The following is a 21384-nucleotide window of genomic DNA, read 5'->3' as shown; positions in this document are numbered from 1 at the left end:
TGCGCCATAGGACTATCCCAAAAAAACATATCCGTGATGGTTCATGAAGACGCGGCACGATGGCGCGGCAACTGGCGCGGCCGTTAGGCTGCTGCTGAGAGCGCATGGGACAATCCCCAGCCCATGACGCCGCAGCAATACGTCCAACAGCAGGCCCTGGCCTCGGGCAGCAGTTTTTACTACGCTTTTTTGTTTCTACCCCGCCCGCGGCGCGCGGCGATCACGGCGTTTTATGCGTTTTGCCGCGCGGTCGATGACGTGGTCGATGAGGTTTCGGACGCGGGTGTGGCGCAGACCAAGCTCGCGTGGTGGGAGGGCGAGGTCGCGCGCACTTTTGCGGGCCAGCCCAGCCACCCGGTGATGCAGGCGCTGCTACCCCACTGCAGCGTGTACGGCATAGAACCGCGCCACCTGCAGGCCGTGATCGAGGGCTGCCGCATGGACCTGGAGCAAACGCGCTACCTCGACTTTGCGGGCCTGGCGCGCTACTGCCACCTCGTGGCCGGCGTGGTGGGCGAGGTGGCGGCGCGCATCTTCGGCCAGACCGAAGCGCGCACCACCGAATATGCGCACCAGCTGGGGCTGGCGCTGCAGCTCACGAACATCATCCGCGACGTGGGCGAGGACGCGCGGCGCGGGCGCATCTACCTGCCCGTGGCCGAGTTGCAGCAGTTCGACGTGAAGGCGCACGAGATTTTGCAGGGCCGGTACTCGGAGCGCTTCACGGCGCTGATGCGCTTTCAGGCCGAGCGCGCCGAGCGCTGCTACGCCGAGGCGCTGGCGCTGCTGCCCGCGGCCGACCGCGCCACGCAAAAGCCCGGCCTGATGATGGCCAGCATCTACCGCACGCTGCTGCGCGAGATCGCCCATGAAAACTTTCAGGTGCTGCACCAGCGCATCCAGCTCACGCCGCTGCGCAAGTTCTGGCTCGCCTGGAAGGTGCAGGCGCTCGGGCGCATGTGAGCCCGATGGCAAAGCCTGTGGGTCCGATCGCAAAGCCCGTGCGCCGCAAGATTGCCATCGTCGGCGCCGGCTGGGCCGGCATGGCCGCGGCCCTGGCCGTGGCGCAGGCCGGGCATGAAGCTATCGTTCTGGAAGCTGCTCAGGCAATCGGTGGAAGGGCTAGATCCCTATTTGACCCCAAAAACCCAGGCTGGCCGCTGGACAACGGCCAGCACATTCTGATCGGCGCCTACGGCGAGTGCCTGCGCCTCATGCGCCTCGTGGGCGTGGCGCCCGAATCCGCACTGCTGCGCCTGCCGCTCGCGCTGCGCTTTGCCGACGGCAGCGGCCTGCAGCTGCCCGACCTGCCGCCGCCCTGGGACGCGCTCGCGGGCATCGCCACGGCGCGCGGCTGGCGCTGGCGCGACAAGTGGGCGCTGCTGCGCCTGGCCGCCGCGTGGCAGCGCCGCGGTTTTGCCTGCGCGCCGCACGCCACGGTGGCGCAGCTGTGCGCAGGGCTGCCGCAGCAGCTGCGGGAAGACTTCATCGCACCGCTGTGCGTGTCGGCGCTCAACACGCCCGTGCACGAAGCCAGCGGCGCAGTGTTTTTGCGCGTGCTGCACGACAGCCTGCTGGGCGGCCGCGGCGGCTCGCACCTGCTGCTGCCGCGCACCGACCTCGGCAGCCTGTTCCCCGAGCCCGCGGCGCGCTGGCTGCGCGCGCACGGCGGCGCGCTGCACACGGGGCGGCGCGTGCAGCGGCTCGTGCGCGAGGATGCAAGCGGCATGGGTGCCAGCGTGGCCGCAGGCTGGCTGCTCGACGGCGAACGCTTCGACGCCGTGGTGCTGGCCACCTCGGCGGGCGCGGCGGCGCGGCTCGTGCATGCTTGTGCGGACACGGCCCCCGCCGCCGAGCGCCCCGCGCTGCACGCCTGGGCAGCCTGCGCGCAGGCGCTGCGCCACACCGCCATCGCTACCGTGTATGCGCAATGCACCGCGCCGGACGGCAAATTTGTATCCACCGCATCCGCGCGCACCACCGGCCGGGGCGTGCTGCCGCAGCCGCTGCTCGCCCTGCGCAGCAGCGCCGCGCAGCCCGCGCAGTTCGTGTTCGACCGCGGCGCGCTCGGCGGGCCGCCGGGCTTGCTGGCTTTCGTCGTGAGCGCGGCGGACACGTCCGACACCACGCGCGTTGAAATGGAACGGCAAGTGCTCGCACAGGCGCAGGCGCAACTCGCACACCTCCTGCCGGGCCCGCTGCACGCCGTGCAGACTGTGGTCGAAAAACGCGCCACCTTCGCCTGCACGCCCGCCTTGCAGCGCCCGCCCGCGTGCGTGCTGCCGGGCTTGTGGGCCTGCGGGGACTACGTTGCAGGCCCCTACCCCGCCACGCTCGAAGGGGCTGTGCGCAGCGGCACGGCGGCGGGGCGGCAAGCCGTTGCGTGCTTGCATGGAGTTAGCGCTGAAACCACCACTGAATGATGAACTTGGCCACAAAGCCGACGAAACCCAGGCCCAGCCCCAGAAACAGCACGAACGTGCCAAAGCGCCCGGCCTTGGACTCCCAGGCCAGGTGGCCGATGATGAACAGCATGAACAGGATGAACGCCCCCACCCCGTAGGTGAGGAAGAAGCTCGCGAGCTGCTCCTCGGTATAGCCAAAGATCACGCGCGCACCTCCTGCCCGCCGTTTGCGGGAGCGTTCAAGGAAGCGCGCGGCGGCAGGCTGGACGCATCCACCAAATCGCGGTACGCATGCCAGCTCGCATGTCCGAGCATCGGAATGACCGCGATCAGGCCCAGCATCAGCGAGCCCATCCCAAGCAAGGTGAAGCCCACGATCAGCACCGCCCAAAACGCCATGGGGCCGGGGTTCGCGACCACCACCTGCCAGCTCGTGAGCACGGCCTGCGGCAGGCTCGCGCGGCGGTCGAGCAGCAGCGGCATGGACACCACGCTGGAGGCAAAAATCGGCGCCGCGAGCAGGCTGCCGAGCGCAAGCCAGAGCGCAAACAGCGTGCCATCGGGTGCGAGCACCACGTGGCGCATGAAGTCCATGGGCGTGTGTATGGGCACAGGCGCCAGCAAAGTGATGAGCGCCGCCGAAACCAGCACCCAGCCCGTAGCCGCGAGCGACAGCAAAATACCGAAGCGCACCAGGCACCAGTAACTGCCATCCCACACGCCGCGGTGGCTGCGCTGCCAGCTCAGCCAGATCGCGCGCACGGTGGCAAAGTGGGCCGGCTCGCCCCGCTCGAGCGCGCGGCTCAGCGCATAAAGGCTGGTTGCCAGCATGGGCGCGACGAGCAAGAAGCCCGACAAGGCCCCGGCCAGCAGCCAAAAACGGTCGTGCGCCACGGCCACGATGAGCGCGCCGAACAAAGCCAGCGCCAGCCCGTGCGCAAAGCTCACCCAGCCCGCACGCGCCATGTCGCGCCAGCCGAGCGCGAGCCACTGCAATGGCTGCATCCAGCCAATGGTGCGCACGGCGGGCAAAGGAGGCGGGTGGAACAAAGGCATGGCGACCTCATTGCAAACGGGGCAAAAATAAACACGACTTACGCAAATCGGGCTCAGGCAAGGCGCTCGCCCCATGGCAAAACACTTTATTGCATCCTTGTTTGCGTAAGTCCAGAAATCAGGACGAAACACCGTGGAGCGCTGGCACCGCCACGGGCACCCCCGCGAGCAGCCGGCACAGCGCCGTCAGGTCGGGCACGCTGGCGTGCGGCGCGTGCTCGGGGCCGTGCGGCCAGGGTGCGCCGCTGCGGTTGAGCCACACCGCCTGCATGCCCGCGCGCAAGGCGCCGAGTGCGTCCAGCGTGGCGTCGTCGCCCACGTGCAGCACGGCGGCGGGCGGCACGTCCAGCGCCTGCGCGGCGGCGTGGAAGATGCGCGCATCGGGCTTGGCCACGCCCACCGTTCCCGCGGCGATGGCTGCACGAAAGTGCCGGCCCACGCCCGTGCGGTGCACGTCGGCGTTGCCGTTCGACACCGCAACGACGGCAAAGCGCGCCGACAAGAATTCCAGCGCCGCATGCGCATCGTCGTAAAGCTGCACGCGCTGGCGCGCCAGGTAAAACACCTCGAAGGCCGGCTCGGCCAGGGCCGAGTCATCGCCCGCGGCCAGAAAAGCGCGGCGCAAAGTCTCGCGCCGCAGGCCGCCGAGGTCGTGGCGCAGGTCGGGGCGATCCTGCTCCACCTGCGCGCGCAAGGCTTGCGCGGCCGCAGGGCGCGCGTGCAGCGCGGCGGTGGCCGGCGCATGTTCGGCGAGCCAGGCGCGCAGCGCCGCCTCGGCCCCCGCGATGGTGGGCGCCACGGGCCAGAGGGTGTCGTCGAGGTCGAGCGAGACGGCGCGGATGCGGGAAGGGTCGAGGGCGGCAGGCATGGGCGGACAGGCTGGGGCAGGCGGAGGATAACGCAGCCGCCGGCGCAGCAACAGCGCCTTTGCCCTTGCCGGCGCCATAGCGACGGACGCCGGGACTGCACCAACGCGAGCCGCGGCGCTACCGCAATGGAAGCAGCCATTTCTTTGCCGCAGCTTCAGATTCGCTTCATGCCCACGGCGTATCCTTTGCCTTGCCATCAAGGAGTTGCCATGAAGAACATCCAACGCCTGTACGCCGCCGTGCTGCTGATTTTGCTGGCGCTGTGGCTCATTGCCGACCCGCTGCTCGTGCAGCCTTACAGCTTTTTCGGCCTGCGCGGCTCGCTCGTGCAGGGCACGGGCATCGTGGCCCTGGGCGTGATGAGCGTGGGCATGATGCTTGCACTGCGGCCCGTGCGCATAGAGCCCTTTCTGGGCGGGCTGGACAAAACCTACCGGCTGCACAAGTGGCTGGGCATCACCGCGCTGGTGGTGGCCGTGCTGCACTGGCTCTGGGCCAAGGCGCCGAAGTGGCTGGTCGGCTGGGGCCTGCTGGAGCGGCCCGCACGCCAGCCGCGGCCTGAGCCGGCCAGCGAGTTGCTGCGCTGGATGCAGGCACAGCGCCACCTGGCCGAGTCGCTGGGCGAATGGGCGTTTTACGCGGCCGTGATCCTGATCGGGCTGGCGCTGGTCAAGCGCTTTCCGTACCGCTATTTCTACCAAACGCACCGGCTGATGGCCGTGGTCTATCTGGTGCTGGTGTTCCACGGCCTCATCTTGCTCGACACGGGCTTTTGGCGCTCGCCGCTCGGGCCCGTGATGGCGCTGCTCATGGCGGGCGGCACGGTGGCCGCCTGCGTCTCGCTGCTGCGCCGCGTGGGGCTACGCCGCCGGGCCGTGGGCGAGGTGGCGCAGCTCGTGCGCCACACCGACAACCAGGTGCTGCAGGTGGCCATCCAGCTCAAAGACCGCTGGGCCGGGCACGAGGCCGGGCAGTTTGCCTTCGTGACCTTCGACGACGCCGAAGGCGCGCACCCCTTCACCATCTCCTCGAGCTGGCGCGGCGACGGCCGGCTGGTGTTCCTCATCAAAGGTCTGGGTGACTACACCAGCAAGCTGCCAGACACCGTGAAAGTGGGCGACGTGGTCAAGGTCGAAGGGCCTTACGGACGCTTCAAATTCGAGTGCAGCCACCCGCGCCAGATCTGGGTCGCGGGCGGCATAGGCGTCACGCCCTTCATCGCCCGGCTGCTGGCGCTGGCCGACGCGCCCGCGCTGCGCACCAAGACCGTGGACCTTTTTTACAGCACCAGCGCGCCCGATGAGAACTTTTTGGCCAAACTGCGCCAGGCCGCAGCAGCCGCCCAGGTGCAGCTGCACATCCTGATCAGCCCGCGCGACGGCCGGCTGGACGCCGAGCGCATCTGCCAAACCGTGCCCGACTGGCAAAACGCCAGCATCTGGTTCTGCGGCCCGGCGGGCTTCGGTGCAGCGCTGCGCAGCGGCTTCACGGAGCGCGGGCTTGCGCCCGACGACTTTCACCAGGAATTGTTCGAGATGCGCTGAGCGCAGCCTGCTCCCCGCACCACACCGGCCCTGCCCGCCCAAACCCAGGCAGCGCAAGGCCATTACCCGCCCCGCGGCTGGGCCCGGCGCGCCATGCCACAAAATACCCGCATGGCACGCTTTCAACCCGAACCTGCTTACACCCACGGCCAGGCTGCGCGCACGGCCGTTTTGCTGTGCAACCTGGGCACGCCCGACGCGCCCACGGCGCCCGCGGTGCGGCGCTACCTTGCGCAATTCTTGAGCGACCCGCGCGTGGTCGAGATTCCGCGCTTCGTCTGGTGGCCCATCCTGCACAGCATCATCCTGCGCACGCGGCCGGCCAAGTCGGCCGCCAAATACGCGAGCATCTGGACGCCCGAGGGCTCGCCACTGCGCGTGTGGTCAGACAAGCAGGCCACGCTGCTGCGCGGCTGGCTGGGCGAGCGCAGCAGCCAGGTACTGGTGCGCGCGGCGATGCGCTACGGCAACCCCTCGATTGCCAGCCAGCTCGACGCACTCAAGGCCGAAGGCGCCACGCGCATCCTGATCTTGCCGCTGTACCCGCAGTACGCGGGCAGCACCACGGCCAGCGTGTTCGACGCCGTGCACGCCTGGGCCGCGCGCACGCGCTGGGTGCCCGAGCTGCGCCTGGTGCAGCACTACCACGACCACCCTGCCTACATCGAAGCGCTCGCGCGCCAGGTCGAAGCGCACTGGAAAAGAGAAGGCCGCGGCGAAAAACTCGTGTTGAGCTTTCACGGCGTGCCCGAGCGCACGCTGCACCTGGGCGACCCCTACCACTGCGAAGCGCGCAAGACCGCGCGGCTGCTGGCCGAGCGCCTCGCGCTGCGCGCCGAGCAGTACCAAGTCACCTTCCAATCGCGCTTTGGCCGCGCGCGCTGGCTCGAACCCGCCACCGAGCCCACGCTGATCGCACTCGCGCAAGGCGGCGTGCGCCGCGTCGATGTGCTGTGCCCCGGCTTCACCAGCGACTGCCTCGAGACGCTCGAAGAAATCAACCAGGAAGCGCGCGCCGCCTTCCTGCAGGCCGGCGGCCAGGAATTCCACTACATCCCCTGCCTCAACGACAGCCCGCCCTGGATCGCCGCCCTCGGCCAGATCGCCGAGCAGCACCTGAGCGGCTGGCCCACGCAAGCGCCAGACGCCGAACACCAAGCCCAGTCCCGCGCGCACGCCCGCGCCGGAGGCGCCCCCGAAGGGCCTTGCGCTGGCAAGCCTTGAAAAACGGCCTTCTCGCTAATGTATTGATAGCTGCTAGCGCTTGACAGATAAGGGCAAAGTGCCAATTTGACTCAAAATTTACGGCAAGCGCCCAAGCGGCGCCGGCCACGCGGGACAATGCGGGCCTGTGCGCAGGATTACGCCATGACCGCCCATGACCACTGAACAGCAAATCGAGCAAGCGTTCATCGCCACGCTCGGCGACCTCAAATACACCTATCGCCCCGACATCCGCGACCGCGCCGCGCTGGAAGCCAACTTTCGCGCCAAATTCGAGGCGCTCAACCGCGTCAAACTCAGCGACGGCGAATTCGCCCGCCTGCTCGATAGCATCGTCACCCCCGACGTCTACAGCGCCTCCCAGACCCTGCGCAGCATCAACAGCTTCGAGCGCGACGACGGCACGCCGCTCAACTACACGCTGGTCAATATCAAGGACTGGTGCAAGAACGACTTCGAAGTCATCCACCAGCTGCGCATCAACACCCACAGCAGCCACCACCGCTACGACGTGATCCTGCTCATCAACGGCGTGCCGGTGGTGCAGATCGAGCTGAAGACGCTGGCCGTCAGCCCGCGCCGCGCCATAGAGCAAATCGTCGATTACAAAAACGACCCCGGCAACGGCTACGCCAATACGCTGCTCGCCTTCATCCAGCTCTTCATCGTCAGCAACCGCGCGGATACCTGGTACTTCGCCAACAACAACGCCCGGCACTTCAGCTTCAACGCCGACGAGCGCTTTTTGCCCATCTACCAGTTTGCCGCCCCCGACAACAAAAAGATCACCCAGCTCGACGCCTTCGCCGCCAAATTCCTCGCCAAATGCACGCTCGGCGAAATGATCAGCCGCTACATGGTGCTGGTGGCCAGCGAGCAAAAGCTCCTGATGATGCGGCCCTACCAGATCTATGCCGTCAAGGCCATCGTGGACTGCATCCACCAGAACTGCGGCAACGGCTACATCTGGCACACCACCGGCTCGGGCAAGACGCTCACCTCGTTCAAGGCGTCCACGCTGCTCAAAGACAACCCCGACATCGACAAATGCCTGTTCGTGGTCGACCGCAAAGACCTCGACCGCCAGACGCGCGAGGAATTCAACCGCTTTCAGGAAGGCTGCGTCGAAGAGAACACCAACACCGAAACCCTGGTGCGCCGCCTGCTCTCGGACGACTACGCCGACAAGGTCATCGTCACCACCATCCAGAAGCTCGGCCTCGCGCTCGACCCCTCATCTGCCAACAATGCCAAGCGCAACTACAAAGCGCGGCTCGAACCGCTGCGCAAGCGGCGCATGGTGTTCATCTTCGACGAATGCCACCGCTCGCAGTTTGGCGAGAACCACAAGGCCATCAAGGAATTCTTCCCCAACGCGCAGCTCTTCGGCTTCACCGGCACGCCCATCTTCGAGCAGAACGCCAGTTATCAGCAGATCGAAGGCCAGGAGGCCCGCTACCGCACCACCGAGGATATCTTCCAGCGCTGCCTGCACCAATACACCATCACACACGCCATCGAAGACCACAACGTCCTCAGGTTTCACGTCGATTACTACAAGCCCGAGGGCCAGCATGCGCCCAAGCCCGGCGAGGCGCTGACCAAGCAAAAGGTGGTCGAAACCATCCTCGCCAAGCACGACGCCGCCACCAATGGCCGCAAGTTCAACGCCGTGCTCGCCACCGCCAGCATCAACGACGCCATCGAATACTTCGAGACCTTCGGGCGCATCCAGGCCGAACGGCAGGCGCAAGACCCCGACTTCAAACCGCTCCACATCGCCTGCGTGTTCTCGCCGCCTGCCGAAGGCAACAAAGACGTGGCGCAGATTCAGGAAGACCTGCCGCAAGAAAAGGCCGACAACCAGCAAGACCCCGAAGGCAAAAAAGCCGCGCTCACGCGCATCATCGCCGACTACAACGCGCGCTTTGGCACCAACCACCGCCTGGCCGACTTCGATCTCTACTATCAGGACGTGCAAAAGCGCATCAAAGACCAGCAGTGGCCCAACGCCGACCTGCCGGCCGCGCAAAAGATCGACATCACCCTCGTCGTGGACATGCTGCTCACCGGTTTCGACTCCAAGTACCTCAACACCCTGTACGTGGACAAAAACCTCAAGTACCACGGCCTGATCCAGGCGTTTTCGCGCACCAACCGCGTCTTGAACGACAGCAAGCCCTACGGCAACATCCTCGACTTTCGCCAGCAGCAGGGGCCGGTCGAAGAAGCCATCGCGCTCTTCTCGGGCGAAAAAATCGACAACCCGCGCGAAATCTGGCTCGTCGAACCCGCGCCCCAGGTCATCGAAAAACTGCAGGCCGCCACGCAGCAGCTCGCCGAATTTTTGCGCTCGCAGGGGCTGGAGCCCACGCCCGAGGCCGTGCCCAACCTCAAGGGCGACGCCGCGCGCGCCCAATTCATCAGCCTGTTCAAGGAAGTGCAGCGCCTCAAAACCCAGCTCGACCAATACACCGACCTGGAGCCCGAGCAAAAAATCCAGATCGAGGCCATCATCCCGCCCGACACGCAGCAGAGCTTTCGCGCCCACTACCTCGAAACCGCGCGCCAGCTGCGCCAAAAGCAGAGCCAGGACACCGCCCCGCCCGAGGTGCAGCAGCTCGACTTCGAATTCGTGCTCTTTGCCAGCGCCGTCATTGACTACGACTACATCATGGCGCTCATCGCCCGGCTCACCGGGCAAAAGCCCGGCAAGCTCACGCTGAACCGCGAGCAGCTCATCGGCCTGATCCAGTCCGACGCCAAATTCCTCGACGAGCGCGACGACCTCGCCGACTACATCCGCAGCCTGCCCGTCGGTGAGGCGCTCGACGAAAACGCCATCCGCGCCGGCTTCGAGCGCTTCAAGGCCGAGAAAAAAACCCGTGAACTCGCCGAACTGGCCGCGCGCCACGGCCTGCCCGCGCCCGCGCTGCAAGCCTTCGTGGACGAAGTGCTGCGCCGGCGCATCTTCGACGGCGAGCGCCTGTCTGAACTCTTCGCCGCGCAGAATCTCGGCTGGAAGGCGCGCACCCAGGCCGAACTCAAATTGATGGCCGAACTCGCGCCGCTGTTGCGCAAACTCGCGCAAGGGCGCGAGATTTCGGGGCTGAGTGCGTATGAGCAGTGAGGAGGCGGGCGCGATGAGCGAAGAAAACACCCAAAAGTCGGCGCTGGTGCCGCGGCTAAGGTTTCCGGAGTTTCGGGAGGCGGGGGAGTGGGAGGAGAAGAGTATTGGTGATTCGTGCGAATCATTTAGCGGTGGTACGCCAAGCACAATAAATAAGGATTTTTATGGTGGCGATATTCCATTTATTAGATCAGCAGAAATCGATAAGAATAAAACAGAGCTTTTCTTGACCATTGAAGGACTGAACAATTCCGCAGCAAAAATGGTTAAAGTGGGCGACATACTCATCGCCTTGTATGGAGCTAACAGTGGCGATGTTGCTTTGGCAAGAATAAATGGAGCCATCAATCAAGCCATTCTTTGCTTGAGGCACGAAACTAACAATATTTTCGTTTACCAATACTTGTCGATCAAGAAAGAATGGATTATCACAACCTTTCTCCAAGGCGGACAAGGAAACCTTTCAGGCGACATCATCAAGGGAATTAAATTATTTTTCCCGCTGCCTGACGAGCAACAAAAAATCGCCGATTGCCTGTCGTCGCTGGACGAACTGATCGCGGCGGAGGCGAACAAGCTCGACGCCCTCAAGACCCACAAAAAGGGCCTGATGCAGCAGCTTTTCCCCGCCGAAGGCGAAACCCTCCCCCGCCTGCGCTTCCCCGAGTTTCGGGAGGCGGGGGAGTGGGAGAGTAAGCCACTAGGCAAAGTGTGTGCCGTTCTTCAGGGATACGGATTTCCTGAGGCATTGCAGGGCAGGAATCACGGGAAATATCCATTCTGCAAAGTGAGTGATGTTTCGCGGGCCGTCGCCGAGAACGGAGGATTGCTCACGACAGCAGTCAACTATGTAGATGAAGATGATTTATCGACATTAAAAGCAAAATGCGTCCCGATGGGCGCGACCGTATTTGCCAAAATTGGTGAAGCACTTAGGCTAAATCGACGTGCCTTCGTTCAAAAGGAGTGTTTGATCGACAATAACGTCGTTGGGCTGAAAGCCATTTATGGTATTGCGGACGACCATTTTGTCTATATCTTGAGCCAACTAATTGACCTTAATAAACATTGCGGTGGTGCAGTTCCATCCGTTAATAAATCCACCTTGGAAGCGATAGAGGTCATTATTCCCGCACCCCCCGAGCAAAAGCGTATCGCCGACTGCCTCGCCGCCCTCGACGACCTCATCGCCGCCCAAACGCAAAAAATCGAGCTGCTCAAGCGCTTCAAAAAGGGCCTGATGCAGCAGCTCTTCCCGGTGCTGGACGAGGCGCCGGCATGACGGACAAAAACCGAAAACGGCAGGGATCGGTCGAGAAAACCACCCCGGCTCAGCCGGCCCAACTAGAAGGCTTTGCGCCTCTGCTGGGCACCCTGCGCCAGCTCATTACCGATGCGCGCGTGCAAGTGCTGCGGGCGGTGGATGCGGCACAGGTGCAAACCTATTGGCACATTGGGCGACACATCGTGGAGTACGAGCAAAGCGGTGCGCAGCGGGCAGCCTATGGGCAGCGCGTGTTGCCGCGGCTGGGGCAGGCCCTGTCGGCCGAATTCGGGCGGGGATTCGATGCGACGAATTTGCGGCACATGCGGGGGTTCTATCTGGCGTTTCCCATTCGCGACGCACTGCGTCGCGAATTGAGCTGGACGCACTATCGCCTGTTGCTGCGGGTGGATAGCGCCGAGGCCCGCCAGTGGTATGCGCAAGAGGCCGCCGCCCAGAACTGGAGCACGCGGACGCTGGAGCGGCAAATCGGCAGCCTGTATTACGAGCGCCTGTTGCTGAGCCAGGACAAGGCGGCGGTGCGTGCCGAGGTGCAGGCAAATCTGGAGGCGCTGGCGCCCTCGCCCCGTGCCTTTGTGCGCGACCCGGTGATGTTGGAGTTCCTGGGTCTGCCCAACACCGGGCGCCTGCTGGAAGCCACGCTGGAAACGGCGTTGATGGACAAGCTGCAACAGTTTTTGATGGAGCTGGGCAAGGGCTTTGCTTTTGTGGCCCGGCAACAGCGCATCAGCACCGAGACACAGGACTTCTACATCGACCTGGTGTTCTACAACTATCTGCTCAAGTGCTTTGTGCTGATTGACCTGAAAACCGGCCCGCTCACCCACCAGGATGTGGGGCAGATGGACATGTATGTGCGCATGTACGACGAGCTGCGCCGAGGCGAGGGCGACAACCCCACGGTGGGCATTTTGCTGTGCGGCAGCAAAGACCAGTCGGTGGTGCGCTATTCCGTGCTCCACGGCAGCGAACAGCTCTTTGCGAGCAAATACCGCTTGGTGTTGCCCAGCGAGGAAGATCTACGCCTGGAGCTGGAGCGTGACCGTGAAGCCCTCGAAATTCAAAACAGCCTTCGTGACGAAGACGAGAAACCATGACCGATCTCGAAAAACAAAAGCTGGGCAAGACCCTGTGGGCCATCGCCGACCAACTGCGCGGCGCGATGAACGCAGACGACTTCCGCGATTACATGCTGGCCTTTCTGTTCCTGCGCTATCTGTCGGACAACTACGAGGCCGCGGCGCAGAAAGAGCTGGGGCCGGACTATCCCGTTTTGCCCGAGGGCGAGCGGCGCGCGCCGCTCGCCGTGTGGTATGCGCAAAACCCCGGCGACACGGCGGCGTTCGAGAAGCAGATGCGCCGCAAGGTGCATTACGTGATTCGGCCCGAATACCTGTGGTCGAGCCTGGCCGAGATGGCGCGCACGCAGGATGCCGAATTGCTGCACACCTTGCAAAAGGGCTTCGATTACATCGAGAACGAATCGTTTGCCAGCACCTTTCGCGGGCTGTTTTCAGAGATCAATCTGGGCTCGGACAAGCTGGGCAAAACCTACGCCGAGCGCAACGCGCAGCTGTGCAAGATCATCAGCGAGATCGCCAAGGGGCTGGCGGAGTTTTCCAAGGGCAGCGACACGCTGGGCGATGCGTATGAATACCTGATCGGCCAGTTTGCCGCCGGCAGCGGCAAGAAGGCGGGCGAGTTCTACACGCCGCAGCCGATCTCGAGCATTCTCTCGGCCATCGTCACGCTGGACGGGCAGGCGCCGGAAACCGGCCCGCGCCCGCACCTGGAAAGCGTGTACGACTTTGCCTGCGGCTCGGGCTCGCTGCTCTTGAACGTGCGCCACCGCATGGGGCCCCAAGGTCACGGAGGCATCGGCAAGATTTACGGGCAGGAGAAGAACATCACCACCTACAACCTCGCGCGCATGAACATGCTGCTGCACGGGGTGAAGGATTCGGAGTTCGAGATTTTTCACGGCGACACGCTGACCAACGAGTGGGACTGGCTGCGCGAGACCAACCCGGCCAGGCAGCCGAAGTTCGACGCGGTGGTGGCCAATCCGCCTTTCAGCTACCGCTGGGAGCCGACCGACGCGCTCGCCGAGGACATGCGCTTCAAGAACTACGGGCTGGCGCCCAAGTCCGCCGCCGACTTTGCCTTTTTGCTGCACGGCTTTCATTACCTCAAGCCCGACGGCGTGATGGCCATCATCCTGCCGCACGGCGTGCTGTTTCGCGGCGGGGTCGAGGCGCGCATCCGCACCAAGCTGCTCAAGGACGGCCACATCGACACGGTGATCGGCCTGCCGGCGAATCTGTTTTTCTCCACCGGCATTCCGGTGTGCGTTCTGGTGTTGAAGAAGTGCAAGAAGCCGGACGACGTGCTGTTCATCAACGCGGCGGAGCACTTCGAGAAGGGCAAGCGGCAAAACCAGCTTTTGCCCGAGCACATCGACAAGATCGTGGACACCTACCGCTACCGCAAGGAGGAGCCGCGCTACGCGCGCCGGGTGGGCATGGCGGAGATCGAGAAGAACGATTTCAACCTCAACATCTCGCGCTACGTGAGCACATCCGTGGCGGAGGAAGCCATCGACCTGGCAGGAGTGCACGCCGAGCTGCTGGCCGTCGAAGAAAAAATCGGCGCTGCGCGGCAGCGGCATAACCAGTTTTTGGCCGAGCTGGGTTTGCCGCCGCTACCTTGAGGCGCAAACTGGGCCTCCGCAGCGCGCCTTCCGGCCGCCCGGCAGACGGCGCACGCGCTGCCAGGCCCCTGCGCCACACTCCCAAAATGCTATTTATTACGTAGCTGCTTGCCATGTATTCATAAGCACTACAAGCCAATTTGTTCATCATTTTCTGCTGCCCCGCAGCCAGCTCCACCCCATGACCACCCGCCTTCTCGCCCCCCATGAACTGCGCCTGCGCATCGCCCCCGAGTCGCTCGGCTTTGCCAGCACTGCCGAGTTGCAAGACCAGCCCCTGCCCTGGATCGGCCAGGAGCGCGCGCAGGCGGCGGCGGCGTTTGGGCTGGCGATGGAGCAGCCCGACTACCACCTGTTTGTGCTGGGCGAAACGGGCAGCGGGCGCAGTACCTTGCTGCGCCAGGCCATGCAGGACGCGGCGGCCAAGCGCCCGGTGCCACCCGACTTGTGTTACTTGCACGACTTCGACGCGCCCGAGCATCCGCGCGCGCTGCGCCTGCCTGCGGGCCAGGGGCGGCAGCTGCGCCAGGCCATGGCCGAGATGACCAAGGCGCTGCAGACCGAAATCCCCAAGCGCCTTGCGGCGGCCGACTACAAAGCCGAGGTGGAGCGCATCGAACGCGACTGGCACGCGCAGGAGGCGCAGGCTTTTGCCGCGCTCGATGCCTTTGCCGAGGCGCGGCACTTTCGCCTCACGCGCGAGGACGGGCGCATGGTGTTCACGCTGCTGAGTGCGCGCGGCCAGCCGCTCACCGAAGAGGAGGCCCACGCCCTGCCGCGCGAGCGCCGCGCCGCGATCGAGGCCACCGAGCAGGAGCTGCGCGCCGAAATCGCGCGCTTTCTCGACACCATGCGTCCGCTCGAACTCGCGCGCGACGAGGCGCTGGCCAAGCTGCGGCGCCAGACCATCGCGCCCGTGGTCGAGCGCCACCTGCAAGACATCCGCCGCGACCTCAAAAAGCAGATCAAGGACGCGGTCAAGCTCGGCCGCTGGTTTGACCAGATCGAGCGTGAGCTGCTGGCCGAGCTCGACCTGTTCGAGCCGGCGCAAGCCGGCGCCGAGCCTGGCAGCGCCGAGGAGGAGCGCAAGGCCGCGCTCGAAGACCTGCTCGCGCACTGCCGCGTGAACCTTGCCGTCGATAACGCAGACCGCAGCGGCGCCCCCGTGATCGTCGAGGACAACCCGCAACTGCGCAGCCTTTTTGGTAGCGTCGAGTACCAGGCCGAATCGGAAATGCTGGTGGCCGACTTTTCCAACATCCGCGCGGGCAGCCTGCTGCAGGCGCACGGCGGCTTCTTGCTGCTGCACCTGCGCGACCTGCTCGGCGACGAGGGCCTGTGGGAGCGGCTGCGCCGCTTTTTGCGCAGCAGCCGCCTGCAGCTCGAGGAAGGCGGCGCGACCGTGCCCGGCCCGCTGGTGGCGATTGCGCTGCAGCCCGAGCCGGTCGATGTGGAAGTGAAGATCGTGCTGATCGGCTCGGTCGAGGAGTATTACGCGCTGCAGGAGGGCGACCCCGAAACTTCGCGCCGCTTTCGCGTGAAGGTGGACTTTGCCGAGCGCTTTGCCGCCACGCCCGAAACCTACCGCGCGAGCAGCATCTTCGTCGCGCGCAGCTGCCAAAAGCACGGCCTGCCGCACTTTGGCGCGCCGGCCGTGGCGCTGCTGCTCGAACAAAGCCACCGCGAGGCCGAAGACCAGCGCTACCAGAGCGCGCTGTTTGCGCACACCGAGGCGCTGGTGCTCGAAAGCGCGGCGCTGTGCCGCGCGCGCAGCAGCACCCTGGTCGAGCCGCCTGACGTGCTGGCCGCGCTGCAGACGCGCACGCTGCGCCACAACTACCCCGAGCAGCAGATGCACGAGTCGATCGCCGATGGCGAGCGCCTCATCAGCGTGCAAGGCGCGACGCTGGGGCAGGTCAACGCGCTCACGCAGATCGACCTGGGTGACTACCGCTTCGGCTTTCCGGTGCGCATCACGGCGCGCACCTATGCGGGCCACGAGGGGCTGCTGAACATCGAGCGCGAGGTGGACATGTCCGGCCCCATCCACGACAAGGGCGTGCTGATCCTGCACAGCTACCTGATGGCGCTGTTCAGCCACATGGCACCGCTGGCGCTGCACGCCTCCATCGTGTTCGAGCAGGAATACGGCGGCATCGAGGGCGATTCGGCCTCGTGCGCGGAGCTGTACGCGCTGCTTTCGGCGCTCTCGGGCCTGCCGCTGCGCCAGGGTATCGCCGTGACGGGCGCGCTGAACCAGCGCGGCGAGGTGCTGCCCGTGGGCGGCATCAACGAAAAGATCGAGGGCTGGTTTCGCACCTGCGCGCACGCCGGGCTCGACGGCACGCAGGGCGTGCTGATCCCGGCGCGCAACCAGCGCCACCTGATGCTCGATCATGAAGTGCTGCAGGCCGTGGAGCGCGGGCAGTTCCACATCCACACCGTAGAGCACGTGAGCGCCGGCATCGCGCTGCTGACCGGCGTGCCCTCGGGCATGGAGCCGAGCGTGGGGCCAGACGCAGGGCCAGGCGCAAGGACGGAAATGGAGCCGGGCCTGGAACCCGGCGGCGCCGCCACCGTGCTCGCGCGCGCCGAACAGACCTTGCTGGCCTACCGGCGCGCCTGCCGCCAGGCCATGACGGCGCTGCGGCCGCGGCGGGGCGCAAACCCACGGGCGCAGCAACGTGACCAAGGGTAAACCCTAGGTTTGCGCACTCAGGCTGATAGACTCGCGCGGCCATGGCGCGGCACGCAACGAATCGTCGGCAAGGCGGCGCACAGTCCGTGGCCTCTTCTACTCCAGGACCCCAACCCATGAGCCCCACCGACCGCATCCAATGCCCTGCCCTGCAAGCCAAACTCATGAACGCCCGCGAAGCCGCTGCGCTGATCCCCTCGGGGGCCAACGTGGGCATGAGCGGCTTTACGGGCGCGGGCTACCCCAAGGCCGTGCCGCAGGCGCTGGCCGAACTCATGGCCGAGCGCCGCGCCGCGGGTGATGCGCAGTTTCGCATCGGCCTGTGGACGGGTGCCTCCACCGCCCCCGAGCTCGACGGCGCGCTCGCGCGTGTCGAAGGCATAGACCGGCGCCTGCCCTACCAGTCCGACCCGACCTGCCGCAAGCTCATCAACGCGGGCAAGATGTATTACACCGACATGCACCTGTCGCACGTGGCGCAGGCGGCGTGGTTTGGTTTTCTGGGCAAGCTCGACGTGGCCGTGGTCGAGGTCGCGGGCATCCTGCCCGACGGGCGGCTGGTGCCGTCCTCTTCGGTGGGCAACAACAAAACCTGGCTCGACCAGGCGGACAAGATCATCCTCGAGGTCAACACCTGGCAAAGCGCCGGCCTCGCGGGCATGCATGACATTTACTACGGCACGCGGCTGCCGCCGCACCGCAAACCCATCCCGCTGACCGACCCGAGCGACCGCATCGGCGAACCCTACCTGCGCTGTGACCCTTCCAAGGTGATCGCCGTGGTGCACACGCACCAGGCCGACCGCAACACGAGCTTCAGCGCGCCCGACCCCGTGTCGGAGCAGATCGCGGGCCACATCATCGACTTCCTGCAGCACGAGGTCGCCCAGGGCCGCCTGCCCAAGGAACTGCTGCCGCTGCAGTCGGGCGTGGGCAACATCGCCAACGCCGTGCTTGCGGGGCTCAACCGCGGACCGTTCGAGCAGCTCACGGCCTACACCGAGGTGCTGCAGGACGGCATGCTCGACATGCTGCGCTCGGGCAAGCTGCGCTTTGCCTCGGCCACGGCGCTGTCGCTGAGCGCCGAGGCTGCGGCCGACTTCAACGCAAACATCGACCACTACCGCGAGCGCATCGTGCTGCGTCCGCAAGAGATCAGCAACCACCCCGAACTCGTGCGCCGCCTGGGCGTGATCGCCATGAACGGCATGATCGAGGCCGACATCTACGGCAACGTGAACTCCACGCACATCATGGGCTCGGGCATCATGAACGGCATCGGCGGCTCGGGCGACTTCGCGCGCAACGGCTACCTGTCGATCTTCATGACGCCCTCGCTGGCCAAGGACGGCGCGATCTCGTGCATCGTGCCCATGGTCTCGCACGTGGACCACACCGAGCACGACGTGCAGATCATCGTGACCGAGCAAGGCCTGGCCGACCTGCGCGGCCTCGCCCCGCGCCAGCGCGCCACGCTGATCGTCGAGCGCTGCGCGCACCCGAGCTTCCGCCCGCAGCTGCTCGACTACATCGAACGCGCCAACAAAGGGGCGCCGAGCCTGCACACGCCGCATCTGCTCGAAGAAGCGCTGAGCTGGCACGTGCGCTACCTGCGCACCGGGCACATGTGAGTGCGCAGCCAAATTTTGAGCAAAAATGGCTTCAAGCCAAGATTCCATAAGCGCTAGCAGCTTCTTTTTTAGAAGCATTTTGCGGCCGCCGAACGAGCGCGACACGTGCCCATGTGCGCAGCCGCCAGCGCAAAACCCGTGCTTGCCGCACAATTCGCAACACATCGCCGCCCCGCGCGGCCAGAGCCCGCGGTGCAACAGGGCAGTTCGTCACGTGCAAGGTCTTGGGGCAGAGGGTCTGCGGCTTTTTTGCTTCAGCGGTTCCCGGCATCTCCTTGCGCCGCGGCCTTGGGGTTGGCGCAACGCGCTGTGCCGTGATGCCACCCGCACCCCCGCCCCGCACGCGCTGTCCGCCTTTCAATTGCCGAATCGAAACCGTTTGCCATGCCTTTGAGCCCTCCTTCCTGCCCCCGTACCCTGCAACACACCCGCACCGTCGTCTACCACGGCTACCAGCGCGAAGATGGCCTGTGGGACATCGAAGGCGAACTGCAGGACGTCAAACCCATCGCCACGCGCAACCTGCGCACGGGCGGCATGCGCCCTGCCGGCACGCCCATTCACCACATGTGGCTGCGCGTGACGGTGAACAACCAACTGATCGTGCAAGCCATCGAAGCCTCCATGGACAGCGTGCCGGTGGCCGAATGTCCGCAGGCCGCCGCGGCGCTGCAGAAAATGGTGGGCTGCAGCATGGGGCGCGGCTGGCGCCAGGCGATCCAGCACAACCTTGGCGGCGTGGCCAGCTGCACGCACCTGCGCGAGCTGCTGTTCAATCTCGCCACGGCGACCTTCCAGAGCATCTCCGAGAGCTTTGCCACCACCCACCCCGACGAGCCGCCGCGCTTTCTCGACCAATGCGTAGGCTGGGACCGGCGCGGCAGCACCGTGCGCGAGCACTATCCGCGCTTTTATATCCAGCCAGAGCACGCCGCGGAAGTATCCACACCAGAACGTGCCGACGTGAATGCCGTGGCGCCCGCGCCGCAATGACCAGACAAAAGCCGCACGAGCCGGGAAAACCCTCACTGATGCCCTGAAAGGAGACAGACTGATGAAAAAACACCTCTTAGGCCTGGCGGCCATGTTGCCCCTGCTGGCACTGGCGGCAGATGGAATGGACATCATGCAAAAAGGTGGCGCCAACCCGGCAGCCCCACCATGTATGACCTGCCACGGCGCCGACGGCAAAGGCATGGCTGCCAGCGGCTTTCCACGCCTGGCTGGGCTGCCCGAAGCCTACATCACCAAGCAGTTGGCTGATTTCAAGGCAGGCCGGCGTAAAAACCCCGTCATGCAACCCGTTGCCGAGGCACTGACTGATGCAGAAGTCGCCGCCGTTGCTCGGGCCTACGCCGATATGTCAAAGATCAATGTCAAAGCCGAACCAGTCGCACGGCCCGAACCCGGCACAGGTGCTTGGCTCGCCCTGCGCGGCGCCTGGGAACGGAACATTCCCGAATGCGTGCTGTGCCACGGCCCCAATGGCGTGGGCGTAGGCAGCGTGTTCCCGCCGCTGGCAGGGCAATCAGCGCTTTACATTGAGAATCAGCTCAACGCTTGGCGCGGCACGCCGGCCACGCCTGCCACGCGCAAGACCAAAGCCGTGCCCGCAGTGCCTCCCGCGCGCGCGAACGACCCTAATGGTCTGATGGCTCACATTGCACAAAGCCTGACATCGGCCGAAGTCAAAGCCGTCGCGGAATTTTTCGCCGGACTCGGCGAAACCGAAGAGCCCTTCGACGCCAGCCAGCACCACCGCCTGCGCTGAACATGTCGGCGCCTGATTGCAAAAAAGGATTCCAGCCATGAGACAACCATTTTCCTGCCTGCCCATGCTCCGCCAATGGGGCCTTCATCGGCGTTTTCATGCACCCTTGCTGCTCATGCTGGCCGTTGGCATTGCACACGCGGCAGACAGCACCCATGCGAATCGTCCTGCCAGCAAGACGGCCTCAGCACCGGCCCCATCCGCCAGCACCAAGGCCCCCGCGAGCACGCCTTATTTCCAGCCGCCTCCAGAGTCGAGCATCCCTTCGAATGCCTTTGGTGACCTGGTGCGGCATGGGCAGGACTTGTTCATGAACACCAAGGCTTTGCTGCCCAATTACGTGGGCAATGACCTGAATTGCGTCAACTGCCATCTCGACCGCGGCCGCAAACCCAATTCGTCGCCACTTTGGGCCGCCTACAACATGTACCCCGCCTATCGCAAGAAAAACAACAAGGTCAATACGTTCGTCGAGCGCATGCAGGGCTGCTTCGAGTTCAGCATGAACGGCAAGGTGCCCGCGGCCGACAGTGAGGTCCTCGCCGCCCTGGCGACCTATGCCTATTGGCTCTCCACCAACGCTCCCATTGGCAAGCCTCTGGAGGGGCGCGGATTCTCCGAGCCGCCCCCACCCAAAGGCGGATACGACATCGCGCGTGGCAAGCTCGTCTATGAAAAACAATGTGCGCTGTGCCATGGCGCCAACGGTGAAGGGCAAAAAGTGGGCGGCACAACGGTGTTTCCGCCACTGTGGGGGGCGCACTCCTACAACTGGGGGGCAGGCATGCACCGCATCAACACGGCAGCAGGCTTCATCCAGCACAACATGCCCCTGGGCAAGGGTGAGACTTTGAGCGGCCAGGAGGCCTGGGACGTGGCCGCCTACATCAACTCGCACGAGCGCCCGCAAGACCCGCGCCTGGTCAATGGCGACATCGATGAAACACGCAAACGCTTTCATGCTGACGACGGCATCAACTTGTACGGCGTGGAAGTCAATGGCCACAAGTTAGGCCAAGGCGTGAAATAGCCCACGACTTACGCAAATCGAGGTTAGGCAA

Annotated in this window: 16 protein-coding genes; 13 read left to right on the top strand and 3 right to left on the bottom strand. The window is 65.0% G+C overall.

Annotated elements, in window-relative coordinates; genetic code table 11:
• Positions 1-123 precede the first annotated feature (123 nt).
• Entirely contained in the window at positions 124-963 is an 840-nt protein-coding gene (gene hpnD, locus PYV55_RS06410; protein ID WP_275849843.1) for a presqualene diphosphate synthase HpnD, read from the top strand.
• A gap of 26 nt (positions 964-989) precedes the next feature.
• Positions 990-2423, top strand: a complete 1434-nt coding sequence (gene hpnE / locus PYV55_RS06405) for a hydroxysqualene dehydroxylase HpnE (RefSeq protein WP_275849893.1) — start codon at positions 990-992, stop codon at positions 2421-2423.
• On the opposite strand, the gene PYV55_RS06400 is transcribed toward hpnE, so the two are convergent.
• The 3 genes from PYV55_RS06400 to PYV55_RS06390 all read right to left on the bottom strand — a co-directional run bounded on the left by PYV55_RS06400 (position 2398) and on the right by PYV55_RS06390 (position 4329).
• Positions 2398-2610: a DUF2788 domain-containing protein gene (locus PYV55_RS06400; protein ID WP_275849842.1), complete on the bottom strand. Its 213-nt coding sequence runs from the start codon at positions 2608-2610 to the stop codon at positions 2398-2400. The two genes, hpnE and PYV55_RS06400, sit on opposite strands and share 26 nt — an antisense overlap.
• The gene (locus PYV55_RS06395) at positions 2607-3461 is read right to left on the bottom strand and encodes a DUF2189 domain-containing protein (RefSeq protein ID WP_275849841.1); all 855 of its coding nucleotides are present in this window, start codon (positions 3459-3461) and stop codon (positions 2607-2609) included. The genes PYV55_RS06400 and PYV55_RS06395 overlap by 4 nt, the downstream gene beginning before the upstream one ends.
• A 118-nt stretch (positions 3462-3579) precedes the next feature.
• Positions 3580-4329, bottom strand: a complete 750-nt coding sequence (locus PYV55_RS06390; RefSeq protein WP_275849840.1) for an HAD family hydrolase — start codon at positions 4327-4329, stop codon at positions 3580-3582.
• 210 nt (positions 4330-4539) lie between these two features.
• Between PYV55_RS06390 and PYV55_RS06385 the strand changes: the two genes are divergently transcribed.
• The 11 genes from PYV55_RS06385 to PYV55_RS06335 all read left to right on the top strand — a co-directional run bounded on the left by PYV55_RS06385 (position 4540) and on the right by PYV55_RS06335 (position 21353).
• A complete protein-coding gene (locus PYV55_RS06385; RefSeq protein WP_275849839.1) occupies positions 4540-5874 on the top strand; it encodes a ferredoxin reductase family protein in 1335 nt (444 codons plus the stop codon).
• Between the two features lie 111 nt (positions 5875-5985).
• Positions 5986-7098: a ferrochelatase gene (hemH, locus tag PYV55_RS06380; RefSeq protein ID WP_275849838.1), complete on the top strand. Its 1113-nt coding sequence runs from the start codon at positions 5986-5988 to the stop codon at positions 7096-7098.
• Between the two features lie 154 nt (positions 7099-7252).
• Complete coding sequence (locus PYV55_RS06375; RefSeq protein WP_275849837.1) at positions 7253-10228, top strand: type I restriction endonuclease subunit R; 2976 nt, start codon at positions 7253-7255, stop codon at positions 10226-10228.
• A 13-nt stretch (positions 10229-10241) separates the two neighbouring features.
• Positions 10242-11510: a restriction endonuclease subunit S gene (locus tag PYV55_RS06370; protein WP_275849836.1), complete on the top strand. Its 1269-nt coding sequence runs from the start codon at positions 10242-10244 to the stop codon at positions 11508-11510.
• Positions 11507-12610, top strand: a complete 1104-nt coding sequence (locus PYV55_RS06365; RefSeq protein ID WP_275849835.1) for a PDDEXK nuclease domain-containing protein — start codon at positions 11507-11509, stop codon at positions 12608-12610. The genes PYV55_RS06370 and PYV55_RS06365 overlap by 4 nt, the downstream gene beginning before the upstream one ends.
• Positions 12607-14223 carry a type I restriction-modification system subunit M gene (locus PYV55_RS06360; RefSeq protein WP_275849834.1) on the top strand — a complete coding sequence of 539 codons (1617 nt, stop codon included), beginning with the start codon at positions 12607-12609 and terminating at the stop codon, positions 14221-14223. The genes PYV55_RS06365 and PYV55_RS06360 overlap by 4 nt, the downstream gene beginning before the upstream one ends.
• Before the next feature lie 181 nt (positions 14224-14404).
• The gene (locus PYV55_RS06355; protein WP_275849833.1) at positions 14405-16921 is read left to right on the top strand and encodes a Lon protease family protein; all 2517 of its coding nucleotides are present in this window, start codon (positions 14405-14407) and stop codon (positions 16919-16921) included.
• 116 nt (positions 16922-17037) lie between these two features.
• Complete coding sequence (locus PYV55_RS06350; RefSeq protein ID WP_275849832.1) at positions 17038-18552, top strand: acetyl-CoA hydrolase/transferase family protein; 1515 nt, start codon at positions 17038-17040, stop codon at positions 18550-18552.
• 384 nt (positions 18553-18936) lie between these two features.
• Positions 18937-19545, top strand: coding sequence for a DUF2889 domain-containing protein (locus tag PYV55_RS06345; protein ID WP_275849831.1), 609 nt, complete (start codon positions 18937-18939; stop codon positions 19543-19545).
• Positions 19520-20323: a c-type cytochrome gene (locus PYV55_RS06340; protein ID WP_275849830.1), complete on the top strand. Its 804-nt coding sequence runs from the start codon at positions 19520-19522 to the stop codon at positions 20321-20323. Before PYV55_RS06345 ends, PYV55_RS06340 begins: the two co-directional genes overlap by 26 nt.
• A 64-nt stretch (positions 20324-20387) precedes the next feature.
• Entirely contained in the window at positions 20388-21353 is a 966-nt protein-coding gene (locus PYV55_RS06335) for a c-type cytochrome (protein WP_275849829.1), read from the top strand.
• Positions 21354-21384: the final 31 nt, after the last annotated feature.

It is taken from the genome of Extensimonas soli, from assembly GCF_029211265.1.
Taxonomy (GTDB): Bacteria; Pseudomonadota; Gammaproteobacteria; order Burkholderiales; family Burkholderiaceae_C; genus Extensimonas; species Extensimonas soli.
Note: the sequence above shows the minus strand (reverse complement) of the source record. Positions and strands in the feature narration are given on the sequence as shown.

Excerpts from the sequence above, each read along its gene's own strand:
- hpnD (WP_275849843.1), top strand. The coding sequence starts at position 124 with ATGACGCCGCAGCAATACGTCCAACAGCAGGCCCTGGCCTCGGGCAGC.
- PYV55_RS06395 (WP_275849841.1), bottom strand. The coding sequence starts at position 3,461 with ATGCCTTTGTTCCACCCGCCTCCTTTGCCCGCCGTGCGCACCATTGGC.
- PYV55_RS06390 (WP_275849840.1), bottom strand. The coding sequence starts at position 4,329 with ATGCCTGCCGCCCTCGACCCTTCCCGCATCCGCGCCGTCTCGCTCGAC.
- PYV55_RS06385 (WP_275849839.1), top strand. The coding sequence starts at position 4,540 with ATGAAGAACATCCAACGCCTGTACGCCGCCGTGCTGCTGATTTTGCTG.
- hemH (WP_275849838.1), top strand. The coding sequence starts at position 5,986 with ATGGCACGCTTTCAACCCGAACCTGCTTACACCCACGGCCAGGCTGCG.
- PYV55_RS06375 (WP_275849837.1), top strand. The coding sequence starts at position 7,253 with ATGACCACTGAACAGCAAATCGAGCAAGCGTTCATCGCCACGCTCGGC.
- PYV55_RS06370 (WP_275849836.1), top strand. The coding sequence starts at position 10,242 with ATGAGCGAAGAAAACACCCAAAAGTCGGCGCTGGTGCCGCGGCTAAGG.
- PYV55_RS06365 (WP_275849835.1), top strand. The coding sequence starts at position 11,507 with ATGACGGACAAAAACCGAAAACGGCAGGGATCGGTCGAGAAAACCACC.
- PYV55_RS06360 (WP_275849834.1), top strand. The coding sequence starts at position 12,607 with ATGACCGATCTCGAAAAACAAAAGCTGGGCAAGACCCTGTGGGCCATC.
- PYV55_RS06355 (WP_275849833.1), top strand. The coding sequence starts at position 14,405 with ATGACCACCCGCCTTCTCGCCCCCCATGAACTGCGCCTGCGCATCGCC.
- PYV55_RS06350 (WP_275849832.1), top strand. The coding sequence starts at position 17,038 with ATGAGCCCCACCGACCGCATCCAATGCCCTGCCCTGCAAGCCAAACTC.
- PYV55_RS06345 (WP_275849831.1), top strand. The coding sequence starts at position 18,937 with ATGCCTTTGAGCCCTCCTTCCTGCCCCCGTACCCTGCAACACACCCGC.
- PYV55_RS06340 (WP_275849830.1), top strand. The coding sequence starts at position 19,520 with ATGCCGTGGCGCCCGCGCCGCAATGACCAGACAAAAGCCGCACGAGCC.
- PYV55_RS06335 (WP_275849829.1), top strand. The coding sequence starts at position 20,388 with ATGCTCCGCCAATGGGGCCTTCATCGGCGTTTTCATGCACCCTTGCTG.